Source organism: Streptomyces sp. NPDC002588 (assembly GCF_040295925.1).
Classification (GTDB): Bacteria; Actinomycetota; Actinomycetes; order Streptomycetales; family Streptomycetaceae; genus Streptomyces.
This window is the reverse complement of the sequence record NZ_JBEOWF010000007.1, coordinates 147,968-164,355: the sequence shown is the minus strand read 5'-3', so window position 1 is coordinate 164,355 and position 16,388 is coordinate 147,968. Positions and strand designations below refer to the sequence as shown.

Genomic DNA, 16,388 nt, shown 5'->3' with positions numbered 1-16,388 from the left:
CTTCTCCTCGACGCCATCGATCTTGGCATGCTTGCTACACCCGGCGCGGGGAAGCCAGCAGATAGCGCGCTCTGGTCCGGGGATCGGTGTGCTCGCCGGCCTGCCAGCCCGCCTTCTCCAGCGTCGCCGCGCAGGCCCGCAGAGTCGCCTCGTCAGGCCCGCGCACCGCGACGGCCTCGGGCTGCGGGGTGGCCCGCACCCGATAGCCGGGAGTCCCGGGGCCGGCCGGCGGGTGTCCCGCCGCTTCCAGCGCCAGCGCGGCCGCCCGCACGAGATGCTGCCGCTCCCAGCCGCACGGCCGGTCCGTGGCCCCGTCGGCATTGGTCATCCGGCGCAGCTCCAGCAGCCCCTGCCAGGCGCTGTGCACCTCGCGGGCGCGGGCGGGACCGGAGGGTCCGGCGTCCTCCTCGCCGCCGACGCGAGCCGCGAAGCCGCCGGCGGTGGGCCGCGGGGGTTCGGCAACCGGCTCCCGCTCCGGCTCGGCCTCCCGCAGCCGGTGCCCCGCCGGAGTCAGGAAGTGGTCGTGCGGCGGCCGCGGGTGGCGGAACGCGAGGCCGCGCCCCACCAGTGCCGCGAGCTGCGCCTCCGTACCCCTGAGCCGCCCGGTGACGGGCTCGGCGGCGTCGATCACCCGCCGCTGCGCGGCGGTCGGCGGTCGTGTCACGGCGGCTCCCTCCCAGTCCGGTGTCCTCTTCTCGAAGGCTACGGCTGGGCTCTGACATTCCAGGCGGCGATCACCGGCCGCCCGTGCTCCGTGCCCAGTCGGCCGAGCGTCCCGGTCCCGAGCTGGAACAGCGCCCCCGCCGACGGCGCGAGGCCGAGCCATCTCGCGGTCAGCACCCGCAGGACGTGCCCGTGTGCCACCAGCACCACGCCGGCGGCGGGCTCCGCCTCCACCTTGGCCAGCATCCGGTCCGCGCGCTCCCCGACCTGCTCGGGCGTCTCGCCGGGGTGCTGGGGAGGGCCGGGCGCGACGCCGTCCCTGAAGAGGAACCAGCCGGGCCGGGTGCGCCGGATCTCGAGGGTCGTCACACCCTCGTAGCCGCCGTAGTCCCACTCCCGCAGATCGGCGTCGACCCGCGGCGCCCGCAGCCCGATCAGCTCCGCCGTCTCGCGGGCCCGCCGGAGCGGGCTGACGAACGCGGCGCCGACCTCGAGCGACCGGACCAGCGGCGCGAGCCGCCGTGCCTCGGCCCGCCCGTCCTCGGTCAGCGGGACGTCCGTCCAGCCGGTGTGCCGCCCGGAGCGCGACCACTCGGTCTCACCGTGCCGGACGAGGAACAGGTCGCCCACCGCGTGTCCTCCCTGCCGTACCCCCTGCCTCCCTGCCGTAGGTCTTCTTGCCTGTTTTCTGCTTTTTCTACCGGTTACTGCCGGTATCCGCTGAGGAACCGCCCGATCCGCCCGATGGCCGTCTCCAGGTCCTCCGCGTGCGGGAGGGTGAGGATGCGGAAGTGGTCGGGGGTGGGCCAGTTGAAGCCGGTGCCCTGCACGACCTGGATCTTCTCCTGCAGCAGCAGGTCGAGGACGAACTTCTCGTCGTCGTGGATCGGGTGCACCTGGGGGTCGATGCGCGGGAACGCGTACAGCGCGCCCTTCGGCTTCACGCAGGACACGCCCGGGATCTCGTTGAGCTTCTCCCAGGCCACGTTGCGCTGTTCGTGGAGCCTGCCGCCGGGGGCGGTGAGGTCGCGGATGGACTGCCGGCCGCCGAGCGCGGCCTGGATGGCGTACTGGGCGGGCGCGTTGGCGCACAGCCGCATGGAGGCCAGCATGGTGAGGCCCTCCAGGTAGTCCTTCGCGTGCTGCCTGGGCCCGGTCACCACCAGCCAGCCCGAGCGGAAGCCCGCCACCCGGTACGTCTTCGACAGGCCACAGAAGGTGAGGACCACCAGGTCGGGGGCGAGCGCGGCGGCCGAGTGGTGCACGGCGTCGTCGTAGAGGATCTGGTCGTAGATCTCGTCGGCGAACACCATCAGGCCGTGCCGGCGGGCGAGGTCGAGGATGCCCTCGACGATCTCCTTCGGGTAGACCGCGCCGGTGGGGTTGTTCGGGTTGATGATGACGACGGCCTTGGTGCGGTCGGTGATCTTCGACGCCATGTCGTCCAGGTCCGGGTACCAGTCGGCCTGCTCGTCGCACAGGTAGTGGACCGCCCTGCCGCCCGCGAGAGTGGTCACCGCCGTCCAGAGGGGGAAGTCGGGGGCGGGGATCAGGATCTCGTCGCCGTCCTCGATCAGGGCCTGTACGGCCATCGAGATCAGCTCGGAGATGCCGTTGCCGAGGAAGACGTCGTCGACGCCGACCTCCAGGCCCAGGGTCTGGTAGCGCTGGGCCACGGCCCGGCGGGCGGAGAGGATGCCGCGCGAGTCGGTGTAGCCGTGCGCCTGCGGCAGCATCCGGATCATGTCCTGGAGGATCTCCTCGGGCGCCTCGAAGCCGAAGAGGGCCGGGTTGCCGGTGTTCAGGCGCAGCACGCTGTGGCCGGCCTCCTCGAGCGCGTTCGCGTGCTCGACCACCGGGCCGCGGATCTCGTAACAGACCTCGCTCAGCTTGTTCGACTGCCGGAACTCCATGCGCGCTCGCCCCTCCGGTTCGTGGTGTTGCTTGGTTTTACCAAGTTCCAGCTTGGAAAGTCCAACGACATGTCTAGACTGCGTGCCATGTCACCTCGCCGAAGCTACGACCAGTACTGTTCCGCCGCCCGCGCGCTAGACGTCGTCGGTGACCGCTGGACCCTGCTGATCGTCCGGGAGCTGCTCGCCGGCCCGCGCCGCTACACGGACCTGCACGCCGACCTGCCGGGCGTCAGCACGGACGTACTCGCCGGGCGGCTGCGGGACATGGAGCGCGACGGCCTCACCACCCGCCGCAGGCTGCCGCCGCCGGGAGCGGCCTACGTGTACGAACTCACGCCCCGAGGGCGGGAGTTGCTGCCGGTGATCCAGGCTCTGGGGAAGTGGGGCGAGGGTGAGCTCGGTGAGCGCACGCCCACCGACGCCGTCCGCGCCCACTGGTTCGCGCTGCCGCTGCTGCGCTCGCTGGAGGGGGAGGGGCTCGTCGAAGTCCGGCTGGAGGAAGGGGACTTCCACCTGTATCTCGGGGAGGCGGAGGGGCCGGTCCTCGGCGGTGGCCGCGCCCCCCGGGAGCCCGACGCGCGGCTCTCGCTGGACGCCGACACCGGTGCGGCCGTCGCCCGCGGGGAGCTGGGCCTGCTGGACGCCGTACGCGCCGGGCGGATCGAGGTCACCGGCGAGGGGACGCTCGCGAAAGAGCTCCGGGAGGCATGAGAAAGGGCCCACCGCGCCGCCGCGGTGGGCCCTCCGGGGGAGCGTCAGGCGCCCGGCGGTACGTTGCGCGGCCGTCCCGACCCGCGCGTCAGCGTGTACCCGCCGATTCCGGCGAGCGCGGCCAGGATCGCGCCGATGCCCGTCCACACCCAGCGGTCGGACCACCAGCCGGACGCCCAGCCGTCGTCCGGCTCGATGCTCGACAGCACGGCGGACGCCGACGAATCGTCGTCCTTGGCCTCGGACTTGACCGCGACACCGGGGACGAGCGGCTGGGACAGCGAGCCGTCCACGGCCGCCGCACCGCCGATGTCCTTGGAGTCCACCCGCAGTTCGGCGCTGACCGGCAGCCCCAGGTCGGACGCCTTGAGGCCGGTGGCCGTCAGACGGACGTAGTACGTGCCCGGCAGCGGGTCGTCCGCCCACGGCTCCGACCAGGCGCGCACGGTGCGCAGCACACAGGCCAGCTCGACCGAGGCGCTGCCCTGGGCGGCGGTGCGGGTCTGGGCGCCGTACTGGCAGGCCTGACGGCGCCGCAGACCGTCGTACACGTCGATCTGCCAGGTCTGCGCCACGTGCTCGTCGGGCAGCTTCACCGTCGCCTTCACGGTGGGCCGCTGCCCCGTGTCGGCCGGGAACGACCAGTACAGGTAGTCACCCGTGGAGGCGCTCGCGGTGGCCGTCCGCCCCTGCTCCACCTCCGTCGCCGTACGGAACGACGTGCCGGCCGAGGTGGGCGCGGAGGCGTCGCCCGAAGGGCTCGCGCTCGGGCTGGAGTCGGCCGCGGCCGGACCGGCCGCCAGGCCCAGCGACAGCAGGGCGCCGCTCAACACTCGTGTGATCCTCATCAGTTGGTCCTCCAGACCGCGACACGCCAGCGCGACAGCCAGCCCCAGAGCACACCCGCGAGGAAGCCGACCAGGACCAGCAGGCCGAGCAGCCACCAGCCGCGCCCGAGGCCGAAGGAAGCCACGTCGCTCGCCTGCGAGGGGCCGTCGACCACGTCCACCGTCAGCTCCACCGGCATGCCGGGCGTGGTCTTCACACCGGAGGCCGCCGAGTAGGAGTTCGTCACCTGGAGGCAGACCGTCTCGGCCGGTGCCTCGTCGTCGCTCTCCGCCTTCGGGTAGCGCAGACCGGTCGAGATGACGTCCGTGCGGCCGATGCCGGCCCCCTCGCCGCGCACGATCTCCCGGCCGTGCACCGTCACCGCCCGCAGCAGCACGCCGTAGTCGGGGTTCATGGCCCGGTCCGCCGCGACGCTGACCGAGGCCCGCAGTTCCTGGCCCGGCTTCACGTCCACCCGGTACCAGCGCTCCTGGCCGAACTCCTCACGGTCGGTGTAGAGGCCCGACTTGAGGGTGGGTGCCGCGGAGCAGGAGTCCGTGCCCTCGGTGGCGACCGGCGTGACCACCGGGTCGGCCGCGCGATCCACCAACTGGTTCACCTTGTCGGTGAGTTCGTCGGTGTGCTCCACCGAGGTGTACGTTCCGCCGGTGGCCTCGGCGATACAGCTGAGCTGCTGCCGCATCTTGGTGTTGGGCACCAGACCGAGGGTGTCGATGGTGAGGCCGATCCCCTTGGCCGCGATCTCGCGGGCCACCTCGCACGGGTCGAGCGGCGCGCAGGTGTCCTCGCCGTCGCTGATCAGCACGATCCGCTTCGAGCCGGTCCCGCCGTCGAGGTCGTCGGCCGCCTTCAGCAGCGCGGGACCGATAGGGGTCCAGCCGGTCGGGGACAGGGTGGCCACCGCCGTCTTGGCCTCGGTGCGGTCCAGCGGGCCGACCGGGTAGAGCTGCGCGGTGTCCTTGCAGCCCGTCTTCTGGTCGTCGCCGGGGTAGTTGGCGCCGAGGGTGCGGATGCCGAGCCGGACCTCCTCCGGGGTCGCGTCCAGCACCTCGTTGAACGCCTGCTTGGCCGCGGCCATCCGCGTCCCGCCGTCGATGTCCTTCGTCCGCATGGAACCGCTGACGTCGAGGACCAGGTCGACCTTGGGCGCGAGGGCGGTGGTCTCGTCGGCGACCGCCCCGGCCGGGAACGCGAGCCCGGCCGTGAGCGCGGCGAGCAGGGCGCAGACGCCCGCCGCCAGCCGTTGTGTTCTGATCATCGGCGGATCTTATTGATCAGGGGTGTCCCGCCACAAAACGGGGTCGGCCGCCGTGGCCGCTCAGCGGGTTGGGCAGCAGGGCCCACTGGTCCCCGGGCGCCCCCGGCGACAGCCGCATCAGCGTCAACGCCTTCGCCGGCACCGGCTCCTCGCACAGCGCCACCAGATCGGGTGTGCGCGGCAGTTGCGGTACGACCGCCCCGAGCGCCGCCCCGAGCGCGGTGCCGCTTCCCGTCGTACCCGCGAGAGCGCCCGCCACCAGCGAGCCGAACAGCTTGCGCCGCAGGGCCGTGACATCGTCCGTGCGGATGCGCGCCGGCAGGTCGTCCGGCAGCGGGATGCCGCGCCCGGCCAGCCGGGACGGGCCGACCCTGATGTCGGCGAGGTCGCGGTAGACCAGCCGCAGCGGAGCGCCGGACGCCGACAGCACGACCAGGAGGTTCTGACCATGCGCCTCCAGAGCCACGCCCGCCTCCAGCAGACGCAGCCCGACCGTGAGCGCGAGCCGCGCGAACTCGGCTGTCCAGGACGGGGATTCGGGCAGGCCGGTGGTGGCGAGCGCGGCCACCGGGACGACCTGCTCGCCCGGACCCGCGTACACCGCGGGCGACTCGCGCAGCACCGCGGCGAGATCGGGGGAGTCGGCGGTGACCGCGCCGAACGTGCGGGTGAAGTGCAGCAGTCCGTCCGTGTGCCCGGCAAGCCGCTGGGCGAAGTCCGACAGCGCGGCGGACGCGGCGACGGACCCGACGGAGATGTCCCGCACCGAGGACGTCAGCCGGGCGCTCAGCGCGGTCTTGACGTGCGAGCCGTCCGGCAGCGCGAGCGTGCGCAGCGACATCAGCGGATGTGCTCCGGGCCCCTCCAGCCCCGACCGCTTGAGGACGTGCGCCGCCTGCCACGGATGCACCGGGATCAACAGCCGCTCCCCGTCCCGCAGTTCCACGGGCCAGGTGCCCGACACCAGGCACTCGCCGGCCGGCACCGGCAACAGCCGCAGCCCCACCACCGGCCGGTGCTCCGGACCGTACGCCAGCTGGTCGGCCACCGAGAACCCGGGCCGGGAACGGCAGTTGGGATGGTACGGATGCCCGTCGACGACCCGCTGCTCCCACTCCCAGTCCCGCGCGGGCCACTTGGCGGACGGCGGCTCCTGCGCGGCCCGTGAGAGGGCCAACGAGGCTGCGCTGTGGCCGAGTTCCGCCGCGAAGTCCGTTCCGTGCGGCACCGCGAGATCCGTCATCAGCCGCGCGGCGTCGTCGTACGCCGAAGCGTCCAGCCGCACTTCGGTCACGTACGCGGTGGTCGCGTACGGGTCCGCCGGGGGGCCGTGCAGCCGGCGCCCGTCCGCGAGGTGCAGGGTGAGGCACTCCCCGCCCGCCTCCCGCCGGGTGATCCACGGGAGGGGATCGTGGGCGAGGGCCCGCCACAGCCGGGTCAGCACGGCCGCCCGGGCGCCGGGCAGAGCGGCCGTGAAGCGGGGGCCGAGAGCGGGGCGCACGGCGGACAGTTCGGCCGCCACCTCGGCCTCGGCGGTGGGGGGACGCGGCACGGATGGGCTCCTCGGGTACGGGTACGCAGTCACGAAGGGGGCGGGACGGCAGCGATACTGATCATCTCCGCCCAGAAGAACCGTAGAGCCAGCAGAACCGTGGAGAACGAGTGGATCGCGTGGACCTCATCCCCCCGCCCGCCGAGGCCCCCGGGCCCGCCGAGGGCACCCCGGCCGCCCGCACGGCCGATGTCTGCGCGGCCGCGCCCCTGCTCAACTGTCTTCTGCGCGAGGTCGCCGAGCCTCTGCCCGGACCGGACGGGTCGTGCTCCGGGGGGAACGGCCGGCACGTGTACCGGCTGCTCGGCACCGGGCGTCTGCTGCGGGTGCGGGGGACCCGGCGGCCCGCCGAGCCCGAGGTCCGCGCGGCCGACGGCTGGCGGCGGCTCGGGCACGGCGAGCTGGTCGCCCTGGTCGCCCGGGAGCTGCGCCTGCGCACCGGACTGGCCAACGACGAACTGCCCGCCGAGATGACCGACAGCCGGGACGTCGTCGCCGCGCTGCTCACCGCACGCGCGCACACCACCCCGCCCCCCGGCCTCCATCTCCGCTCCGAGCAGTCCCTGATCACCGGCCACCCCCACCACCCCGCCCCCAAGACCCGCGGCGGCGGCCCGCCGGCCGGCTGGCTGCCGTACGCCCCCGAGGCGTACGCCCGCTTCCCGCTGACCCTGCTGGCCGTGCGCGAGGACCTGGTCGTCGAGGAGGGCGACACCTCCGCGCTGGACGCGCTCGCCGCGGCCCCGCCCGGCTACCGGCTGCTGCCCGCCCACCCCTGGCAGCTCGACCTGACCGGCCCCGCCCTCGCGCCCGCCTTCGCCGACGGCCGGCTGCTGCGGCTCGGCACCACCGCGTTCGAGGCCTGGCCGACCGCCGCCGTACGCACGCTGTACGCGCCGGAGCGGGACCTGTGCCTGAAGTTCAGCCTCGATGTCCGCATCACCAATGACATCCGCCGGCTGTGGCGCCACGACCTGCTGAAACTCCGCCGCACCGACGACGCGGCGGTCAAGGCCTTCGAGGCGATGGACGGCCCCGCGGCCTGGCTGAGCGACCGCGGCTACCGCACCGCGTCCTTCGCCTTCGAGGAGCTGGCCGTCCTCGTCCGCGACGGCCTCGGCGGGCATGTCCTGCCCGGCGCCACCCCGCTGCTCGCCGCGGGCCTGGCGGAGGGCTTCCCCGGCAGCCCCCTCACCGGCGCCGAGGACCCTGCGGCCTGGTGGGAGGCGTACCTCGGGGCCGTCGTCCCCCCGGCGCTCACGGCCTTCGCCGACCACGGGGTCGTACTCGAGGCGCACGCGCAGAACACGCTGATCGCCGTCGACGAGGACGGCATGCCGGTGCAGGCGCTGTTCCGGGACGCCGAGGGCGTGAAGCTGCTGCCGGACGTGGAGCGGGCGGCGGGCTGGGAGCGACTGGTGTACTGCCTGGTCGTCAACCACCTCACCGAGACCGCCGCCGCCCTCGCCGAACACCACCCCCGCCTCGACCCCTGGCCGGCCGTGCGCGCCGTCCTCGCCCGCTCCGCCCTGCCCGAGGCACACGCCCTGCTCACCGCGCCCACCCTCCCCGGCAAGACGAACCTGCTGCTGCGCTGGACCGGCGCGGACGGCGCCGACGCCCGCTACCTGCCGCTGCCGAACCCGCTGGCCGGATGAACGCCGGCTGGACGGCCTGCCTCGCGCGGGGCCTGCCTTACGCTGGCCGGTGTGCTGCGCGAAGTGACTGCTGTCCGATACGTGACCCCGCTGAGGTCCGGCGGCTCCGTGCCCGCGGTCGTGGAGGCGGACGACCTGGGGACGTACGTCGTGAAGTTCACCGGCTCCGCGCAGGGCCGCCGGGCGCTGGTCGCCGAGGTGATCGTGGGTGAGCTGGCCCGCGCGCTGGGGCTGAGGTTCCCCGAGCTGGTGCTGGTGCACTTCGACCCGGCGGTCGCCGACAGCGAGCCGCACCAGGAGGTGCGGGACCTGCACAGCGCGAGCGCGGGCGTCAACCTCGGCATGGACCATCTGCCGGGAGCGAGGGACTTCACTCCGGAGGCCGCCGAGGTCTTCCACGTCGATCCGCTGGAGGCGGGCCGGATCGTCTGGCTCGACGCGCTGACCGTCAACGTGGACCGTACGGTCCACAGCTCCAACCTGATGATCTGGCCCACGTTCGGCACCGCCCCGCCGCGTCTGTGGCTCATCGACCACGGCGCGGCGCTGGTCTTCCACCACCGCTGGGACGGCGCCGACCCCGCCCGCCGCTACGACTTCCGCCACCACGCCCTCGGCCGGTACGGCCCGGACGTGCGCGCCGCCGACGCCGAACTGGCGCCGAAGGTCACCGAGGAGCTGCTGCGGACGGTCGCCGCCGAGGTTCCCGACGCCTGGCTCACCGGCTTCGCGACGCCGGACGAGGCCCGCGAGGCGTACGTGACGCACCTCCACGCACGCGTGCGTGCCTCCGCGGCCTGGCTGCCCACCGACTTCCCCAGCGGGGAGGAGCTCGCCGCCGAGGACGCCCGGCGTGCGGCCCGCAATCAGCGAGGACGTCCCGCGTGGCTCAGACAGGTCCCGGACCTGCACGGGAAGCCCGCGGCCGAACAGGATTGGTCGGTGCACCTGGGATGAGTGGCCGGGTCGAGATCGAGTACTGCACACGGTGCCGCTGGCTGCCCCGGGCGGCCTGGCTGGCGCAGGAGCTGCTGACGACCTTCGAGGCCGAGCTGACCGAACTGGCGCTGCGCCCCGGCACGGGCGGGGTCTTCACGGTCCGCGTCGACGACGAGGTGGTGTGGGACCGCAAGGAGCAGGGGTTCCCCGAGCCGACGGCGGTCAAGCGGGCCGTTCGCGACCGAGTGGCCCCGGGGAAGCCCCTGGGCCACTCGGACGCCTCGGACCCGCCTTCGTGAGCGTCAGCCCCTCAGCTGCTCGTACGCGGGCAGCGTGAGGAAGTCCGCGTAGTCCTCGTCGAGGGAGACCGTCAGCAGCAGGTCGTGGGCCTGCTGCCAGTGGCCGGCCGTGAAGGACTCCTCGCCGATCTCCTCGCGGATGGCGGCGAGTTCCCGGGCGGCGACCTCACGGGCCAGCTCCGGGGTCGCCTTCCGGCCGCCCTCGAACTCCACGCCCGCGTTGATCCACTGCCAGATCTGCGAGCGGGAGATCTCCGCCGTCGCCGCGTCCTCCATGAGGTTGAAGATGGCGACCGCGCCGAGCCCGCGCAGCCACGCCTCGATGTAACGGATGCCGACCTGCACGGCGTTGACGAGCCCGTCGTACGTCGGAACGGCCTTCAGCGAGTCGATCGCGATCAGGTCGGCGGCCTCGACGCGGACGTCCTCGCGGAGCCGGTCCTTCTGGTTCGGCCGGTCGCCGAGGACCTTGTCGAAGGACTCCATGGCGATCGGGACCAGATCGGGGTGGGCGACCCAGGAGCCGTCGAAACCGTCGCCCGCCTCCCGGTCCTTGTCGGCGCGGACCTTCTCGAAGGCGACCTTGTTGACCTCCGCGTCCCGGCGGGAGGGGATGAAGGCCGCCATGCCGCCGATGGCGTGCGCGCCGCGCTTGTGGCAGGTGCGGACGAGGAGTTCGGTGTACGCGCGCATGAACGGGGCCGTCATCGTGACCGCGTTGCGGTCCGGGAGGACGAACCTGGGCCCGCCGTCCCGGAAGTTCTTCACGATGGAGAACAGGTAGTCCCAGCGGCCGGCGTTCAGCCCCGAGGCGTGGTCGCGGAGTTCGTAGAGGATCTCCTCCATCTCGTACGCGGCGGTGATCGTCTCGATCAGGACGGTGGCGCGGACCGTGCCCTGCGGGATGCCGAGGTGGTCCTGCGCGAAGACGAACACGTCGTTCCACAGCCGGGCCTCGAGGTGCGACTCGGTCTTCGGGAGGTAGAAGTACGGGCCCTTGCCGAGATCGAGCAGGCGCCGCGCGTTGTGGAAGAAGTACAGACCGAAGTCGACCAGTGCGCCCGGGATCTGTGTGCCGTCGGCCTGGAGATGACGCTCGTTCAGGTGCCAGCCGCGCGGGCGCATCACGACGGTGGCGAGCTCGGCGTCGTCCTTCAGGGCGTACGACTTGCCGGAGTGCGGGTCGGTGAAGTCGATGTTCCGCGTGTAGGCGTCGATCAGGTTGAGCTGGCCGAGGATCACGTTCTCCCAGGTCGGCGCCGAGGCGTCCTCGAAGTCCGCGAGCCAGACCTTCGCGCCGGAGTTGAGCGCGTTGATGGTCATCTTGCGGTCCGTGGGACCGGTGATCTCGACCCGGCGGTCCTCCAGCGCGGCGGGGCAGGGGGCCACCTTCCAGGAGTCGTCGGCGCGGATCGCGGCGGTCTCCGGGAGGAAGTCGAGCGCGGAGGTGCGGGCGATCTCGGCGCGGCGCTCGCCGCGGCGGGCGAGGAGTTCGTCACGGCGCGGGGTGAACCGCCGGTGCAGCTCGCCCACGAAGGCGAGGGCCGCCTCGGTGAGGACCTCCTCCTGCCGCGGCAGGGGCTCGGCGTCGACGACGGCCGGCGAGGACGGCGCTGGTGCGGACATGAGCTGTCACTTCCTTCAGCGAGCGTGGCACCGGGTGCCCTTCTGGTCAATGGATACTAGTTTCCTCATCGTGGAAGTTCAATCGTTTGTTGATGGCGGCCCGGGTCGGGACTCCTGCGGTCCCGGCGTGAGGTGCGCGAGATCCTCGGGGGTGTCGATGTCGTACGGCCGGGCCACGTCCCCGCACTCCACGAGCGTGACGGCCGCCGAGCGCCCCTTCAGGTAGGCGCGCGCCCCCTGGTCGCCGCGGGCGCCCTCCGCGACGCCCGCCCAGTGCGCCGCGCCGAACAGCACCGGATGCCCGCGTACCCCGTCGTAGGCGGCCGCCGCGAGCGACTCCTCGTCCTCGAAGGCGGCCAGTACCCGGGCCGCCGCCTCCGGCCCGATGCCCGGCTGGTCCACCAGGGACACCAGCGCCGCCCGTGCCCCCGTCCCGGCGAGCGAGGCGAGCCCGGCCCGCAGCGAGGTGCCCATGCCCTCCTCCCAGCGGGGATTCTCCACGACCACGCACCCCTCCAGCCGCGCCCGCTCCCGTACGGCGTCGGCGGCCGCCCCCAGGACCACGTGGACACGCGTGCAGCCGGCCGCGTGGAGCACCCCCACCGCGTGCTCCACCAGCGGCCGCCCCAGGTGGTCAAGCAGTGCCTTGGGGCGCCCGCCGAGCCGCCGTCCGCCCCCGGCCGCGAGCAGCAGCCCGGCGACCCCGTCCGTCTCATGCGTCATGGATCCTGCATACCGCACGCCGTCGGCGGCGCCCGGATCACACAGTGCAGCAACTCGGTGACGCAACGGACTGGCGCATGCGGCCCGAGGTGGCGTTAACTGGGCGCCCGCAGCCGTCCGGGCGCCCGATCGACGCCCGGTGCGGGAGCATGGCGTGGCGCGCACGAGGGGTGCGAGGGGGAGGACTGTGTTGCGGAGCGTGGAGCAGAGGGCTGTGACCGGCAGCGACAACGACCCGCGAGTGGTGGAGCTGCGCTCCGCCGTGTCCCGGCTGCGCCGGGAACTCGCGGCGCATCCCGGGGAGTTCCCGGACCGGGACATCGCGGAGGAGGAGCTCGCCGCACTGGACGCGATGGCGGCCTCTGGCGCCCCCCGGATACCGCACCTGCGCCGTTCCCTGCTGCTGATCGCCGGGGCGATCGGCTCGGTCAGCGCGCTCGCCCGCGGGCTGTCGCACGTGCGCGAGGCGGTGGACCTGTTCGCCGAACCGCCGGGCCGGGGCTGCTGAGATCCCGCCGCGTCAGCCGGTCGCGCCGGTGCTCGCCAGTGCCTGTGCCAGCTCGCCGGCCACCTGCCGCAGCACGGGCACGATCTTCTCCGTGGCCGCCTCGGTGACCCGGCCCGCCGGGCCGGAGATGGAGATGGCGGCCGCGGTGGGGGAGTCCGGCACGGACACCGCGAGGCAGCGCACACCGATCTCCTGCTCGTTGTCGTCGACCGCGTAGCCCGCCCGCCGCACCTCCGCGAGCGCCGCGAGGAAGCCGTCCGGGGTGGTGATCGTCTTCTCCGTCGCGGCCGGCATGCCCGTACGGGCCAGCAGGGCGCGCACCTCGGTGTCCGGGAAGTCCGCGAGCAGGGCCTTGCCCACGCCCGTGGAGTGCGGCAGCACCCGACGGCCGACCTCGGTGAACATCCGCATCGAGTGCTTGGACGGCACCTGCGCCACGTACACGATCTCGTCGCCGTCGAGCAGCGCCATGTTCGCCGTCTCGCCGGTCTCCTCGACCAGCCGGGCCAGGTACGGCCGCGCCCAGGTGCCCAGCAGCCGGGACGCGGACTCGCCGAGCCGGATCAGCCGCGGGCCCAGCGCGTACCGCCGGTTGGCCTGCTGGCGGACGTAACCGCAGACCACCAGTGTGCGCATCAGCCGGTGGATCGTCGGCAGCGGCAGCCCGCTGCTCGCGGACAGCTCGCTCAGCCCGACCTCGCCGCCCGCGTCCGCCATCCGCTCGAGCAGGTCGAAGGCGCGCTCGAGGGACTGGACGCCTCCGCCGGCGGGCCTGGCGGAGTCGGAGGTGCTGGCGCTCGACGTCGGCACGGCGCGTTCCTTTCGAAACAGGCGGGAAGGGCTTCGGGACAGGCGGGGGGAGCTGAAGCCTACCCGGCGGTCGGTTGACTCCCCGCTGGCGCGTGGTTACGTTCTGCTTGCCGGAATCCTATTTCCACTTCATGGAAACATCCAGAGTGGCGGCGATGGATGCACCCTGAAGGGGTGCGCCCTTGACGATGCGGGAGACGAGAGGCAAGACTCCTTCAACAGAACGTTGAATTCCGTTACGCGGAAGTAAACGGCGGCAGAGAGAGGGGTCCGGGTGTCCGACGCTGAACTGGTGCTGCGCTCGACGCGCGTCATACTCCCGGAGGGCATGCGCGCCGCCTCGGTCGCCGTGTCCGCCGGAAGGATCACGGCCGTACTGCCCCACGACGCCCCCGTCCCCGAGGGCGCCCGCCTGGAGGACCTCGGCGACGACGTCCTGCTGCCCGGCCTGGTCGACACCCACGTACACGTCAACGACCCCGGCCGTACCCACTGGGAGGGCTTCTGGACCGCCACCCGGGCGGCCGCGGCCGGCGGCATCACCACCCTCGTGGACATGCCCCTCAACTCCCTCCCGCCCACCACCACGGTCGACCACCTCCGCACCAAGCGGCAGGTCGCCGCCGACAAGGCGCACATCGACGTCGGCTTCTGGGGCGGCGCCCTGCCCGACAACGCGGCGGACCTGCGCCCGCTGCACGACGCCGGCGTGTTCGGCTTCAAGGCGTTCCTCTCCCCGTCCGGCGTGGACGAGTTCCCCCACCTCGACCAGGACGGCCTGGCCCGCTCCCTGGCCGAGATCGCCGGCTTCGGCGGCCTGCTGATCGTGCACGCCGAGGACCCGCACCACCTCGACACCGCCCCGCAGCAGGGCGGCCCCCGGTACGCCGACTTCCTGGCCTCCCGCCCGCGCGAGGCCGAGGACACCGCCATCGCCGCGCTCATCGCGCAGGCGAAACGCCTCCACGCGCGCGTGCACGTCCTGCACCTCTCCTCCAGCGACGCACTGCCGCTGATCGCGGCGGCCAAGGCCGACGGCGTCCGTATCACCGTCGAGACCTGCCCGCACTACCTCACCCTCACCGCAGAGCAGGTCCCCGACGGGGCCAGCGAGTTCAAGTGCTGCCCGCCCATCCGCGAGGCCGCCAACCAGGACCTGCTCTGGCAGGCGCTGGCCGACGGCACCGTCGACTGCGTGGTGACCGACCACTCCCCGTCCACCGCCGACCTGAAGACCCCCGACTTCGCGACCGCCTGGGGCGGCATCTCCGGCCTCCAGCTCAGCCTGGCGGCGGTCTGGACCGAGGCCCGCCGGCGCGGACACGGCCTCGAGGACGTCGTCCGCTGGATGTCCACCCGAACGGCGCAGCTCGTCGGGCTGGACCAGAAGGGCGCCATCGAGGCCGGCCGCGACGCCGACTTCGCCGTCCTCGCCCCCGACGAGACGTTCACCGTCGACCCGGCCGCCCTCCAGCACCGCAACCACGTCACGGCGTACGCGGGCCGCACCCTGTACGGCGTCGTACGGTCCACCTGGCTGCGCGGCGAACGCATCGTCGCGGACGGCGAGTTCACCGAGCCGAAGGGCGCACTCCTGACCCGCACCCCCTGACCCAACCCGTACCGGCCGACTCGCGAAAGGCACCCCCAGTGACGGCGATACCCAGCTTCACCGGCGACGCGCACCCCTACGCCGGCGGCGACCCGTACGCGGACTACCGCACCGCCGACCTCCCCTTCACGCACCTCGCCGACCTCGCCGCCCGGCAGCTCGGGGGAGCCGTCATCGCCGCCAACGACGAGTTCTTCGCCGAGCGGGAGAACCTGCTGCTGCCCCACCCCGCCGAGTTCGACCCCGAGCGCTTCGGACACAAGGGCAAGATCATGGACGGCTGGGAGACCCGTCGCCGGCGCGGCGCGTCCGCGGGCAGGCCCTGGCCGGCCGCCGAGGACCACGACTGGGCGCTGGTCCGCCTCGGCGCGTCCGGGGTCGTCCGCGGGATCGTCGTCGACACGGCCCACTTCCGCGGCAACTATCCGCAGGCGGTGTCGGTCGAGGGCACCTCGGTCGCGGGCACCCCCGCCCCGGAGGACCTGCTGGGCGACGACGTGAAGTGGACCACCCTCGTCCCGCGCACACCGGTCGGCGGCCACGCGGCGAACGGTTTCTCCGTCTCGGTCGAACAGCGCTTCACCCATCTGCGCGTCAACCAGCACCCGGACGGCGGCATCGCCCGCCTGCGCGTGTACGGCGAGGTAGTGCCCGACCCGTCCTGGCTGGCGGCGCTCGGCACCTTCGACGTCGTGGCCCTGGAGAACGGCGGCCGCGCCGAGGACGCCTCGAACCGCTTCTACTCGCCGCCGTCGAACACCATCCAGCCCGGCCGCTCCCGCAAGATGGACGACGGCTGGGAGACCCGCCGCCGCCGCGACCAGGGCCACGACTGGATCCGCTACCGCCTCGTCGCCCAGGCGCGGATCAGCGCCCTGGAGATCGACACGGCGTACCTGAAGGGCAACAGCGCGGGCTGGGCGTCCGTCTCGGTCAGGGACGGCGAGGGAAACGAGGGCGGTGGGGACGGTGGGGACGGTGGGGACACGGGCTGGACCGAGATCCTCCCCCGCACCCGTCTCCAGCCCGACACCAACCACCGCTTCGTCCTCCCGGCCCCGGCCGTCGGCACCCACGCGCGCGTGGACATCTACCCCGACGGGGGCATCTCCCGCCTGCGCCTCTTCGGCTCCCTGACGGAGGAGGGCACGAGCCGGCTGACGGCACGCCACCAGGAACTCGGAGGCTGACGCCGGGCGTGGGCCGAGCGGCGGACGGACACCGGTTCCGGACCCGGCGAAGCAGGGCGGAACTCTTCGCTCCA

The 16,388-nt window shown here is 73.3% G+C and carries 16 protein-coding genes; 7 read left to right on the top strand and 9 right to left on the bottom strand.

What is annotated here, in order from left to right:
* Positions 1–34 precede the first annotated feature (34 nt).
* The 3 genes from ABT057_RS10215 to ABT057_RS10205 form a co-directional block, all read right to left on the bottom strand.
* Positions 35–664 carry a hypothetical protein gene (locus tag ABT057_RS10215; RefSeq protein WP_352342032.1) on the bottom strand — a complete coding sequence of 210 codons (630 nt, stop codon included), beginning with the start codon at positions 662–664 and terminating at the stop codon, positions 35–37.
* 38 nt (positions 665–702) lie between these two features.
* A complete protein-coding gene (locus ABT057_RS10210) occupies positions 703–1,293 on the bottom strand; it encodes a histidine phosphatase family protein (protein ID WP_352342030.1) in 591 nt (196 codons plus the stop codon).
* 74 nt (positions 1,294–1,367) lie between these two features.
* Positions 1,368–2,576 (bottom strand): pyridoxal phosphate-dependent aminotransferase, encoded by a 1,209-nt coding sequence (locus ABT057_RS10205; RefSeq protein ID WP_352342029.1) that lies wholly within the window; start codon positions 2,574–2,576, stop codon positions 1,368–1,370.
* An 87-nt stretch (positions 2,577–2,663) separates the two neighbouring features.
* On the opposite strand from ABT057_RS10205, the gene ABT057_RS10200 reads away from it, so the two are divergent.
* Complete coding sequence (locus ABT057_RS10200) at positions 2,664–3,290, top strand: winged helix-turn-helix transcriptional regulator (RefSeq protein ID WP_352342028.1); 627 nt, start codon at positions 2,664–2,666, stop codon at positions 3,288–3,290.
* Between the two features lie 44 nt (positions 3,291–3,334).
* On the opposite strand, the gene ABT057_RS10195 is transcribed toward ABT057_RS10200, so the two are convergent.
* The 3 genes from ABT057_RS10195 to ABT057_RS10185 are packed head-to-tail and all read right to left on the bottom strand — an operon-like array spanning position 3,335 to position 6,949.
* Positions 3,335–4,138: a hypothetical protein gene (locus ABT057_RS10195; RefSeq protein WP_352342026.1), complete on the bottom strand. Its 804-nt coding sequence runs from the start codon at positions 4,136–4,138 to the stop codon at positions 3,335–3,337.
* Positions 4,138–5,397: a VWA domain-containing protein gene (locus ABT057_RS10190; protein ID WP_352342024.1), complete on the bottom strand. Its 1,260-nt coding sequence runs from the start codon at positions 5,395–5,397 to the stop codon at positions 4,138–4,140. Before ABT057_RS10190 ends, ABT057_RS10195 begins: the two co-directional genes overlap by 1 nt.
* A 16-nt stretch (positions 5,398–5,413) precedes the next feature.
* Complete coding sequence (locus ABT057_RS10185) at positions 5,414–6,949, bottom strand: IucA/IucC family protein (protein ID WP_352342022.1); 1,536 nt, start codon at positions 6,947–6,949, stop codon at positions 5,414–5,416.
* Positions 6,950–7,059: 110 nt separating this feature from the next.
* On the opposite strand from ABT057_RS10185, the gene ABT057_RS10180 reads away from it, so the two are divergent.
* Genes ABT057_RS10180 through ABT057_RS10170 form a run of 3 tightly spaced genes read left to right on the top strand, consistent with a single transcriptional unit; the run spans position 7,060 to position 9,845 of the window.
* Positions 7,060–8,607: an IucA/IucC family protein gene (locus tag ABT057_RS10180; protein WP_502973842.1), complete on the top strand. Its 1,548-nt coding sequence runs from the start codon at positions 7,060–7,062 to the stop codon at positions 8,605–8,607.
* Positions 8,608–8,658: 51 nt separating this feature from the next.
* Positions 8,659–9,564, top strand: a complete 906-nt coding sequence (locus tag ABT057_RS10175; protein WP_352342021.1) for a HipA family kinase — start codon at positions 8,659–8,661, stop codon at positions 9,562–9,564.
* Positions 9,561–9,845 (top strand): Rdx family protein, encoded by a 285-nt coding sequence (locus tag ABT057_RS10170; RefSeq protein ID WP_352342020.1) that lies wholly within the window; start codon positions 9,561–9,563, stop codon positions 9,843–9,845. The genes ABT057_RS10175 and ABT057_RS10170 overlap by 4 nt, the downstream gene beginning before the upstream one ends.
* Before the next feature lie 3 nt (positions 9,846–9,848).
* On the opposite strand, the gene aceB is transcribed toward ABT057_RS10170, so the two are convergent.
* The gene (aceB, locus tag ABT057_RS10165) at positions 9,849–11,471 is read right to left on the bottom strand and encodes a malate synthase A (RefSeq protein ID WP_352342019.1); all 1,623 of its coding nucleotides are present in this window, start codon (positions 11,469–11,471) and stop codon (positions 9,849–9,851) included.
* Between the two features lie 78 nt (positions 11,472–11,549).
* Positions 11,550–12,194, bottom strand: a complete 645-nt coding sequence (locus ABT057_RS10160; protein ID WP_352342018.1) for a nucleotidyltransferase family protein — start codon at positions 12,192–12,194, stop codon at positions 11,550–11,552.
* A 187-nt stretch (positions 12,195–12,381) separates the two neighbouring features.
* Here ABT057_RS10160 and ABT057_RS10155 point away from each other — a divergent pair, with 187 nt between their 5' ends.
* Positions 12,382–12,702 carry a DUF5955 family protein gene (locus ABT057_RS10155; protein WP_352342017.1) on the top strand — a complete coding sequence of 107 codons (321 nt, stop codon included), beginning with the start codon at positions 12,382–12,384 and terminating at the stop codon, positions 12,700–12,702.
* A 12-nt stretch (positions 12,703–12,714) separates the two neighbouring features.
* On the opposite strand, the gene ABT057_RS10150 is transcribed toward ABT057_RS10155, so the two are convergent.
* Positions 12,715–13,512, bottom strand: coding sequence for an IclR family transcriptional regulator (locus ABT057_RS10150; RefSeq protein ID WP_352342016.1), 798 nt, complete (start codon positions 13,510–13,512; stop codon positions 12,715–12,717).
* Positions 13,513–13,786: 274 nt separating this feature from the next.
* Here ABT057_RS10150 and allB point away from each other — a divergent pair, with 274 nt between their 5' ends.
* Together allB and alc are read left to right on the top strand one after the other, a co-directional pair.
* The gene (gene allB, locus ABT057_RS10145; RefSeq protein WP_352342015.1) at positions 13,787–15,124 is read left to right on the top strand and encodes an allantoinase AllB; all 1,338 of its coding nucleotides are present in this window, start codon (positions 13,787–13,789) and stop codon (positions 15,122–15,124) included.
* Between the two features lie 38 nt (positions 15,125–15,162).
* Complete coding sequence (alc, locus tag ABT057_RS10140; protein WP_352342014.1) at positions 15,163–16,314, top strand: allantoicase; 1,152 nt, start codon at positions 15,163–15,165, stop codon at positions 16,312–16,314.
* Positions 16,315–16,388: the final 74 nt, after the last annotated feature.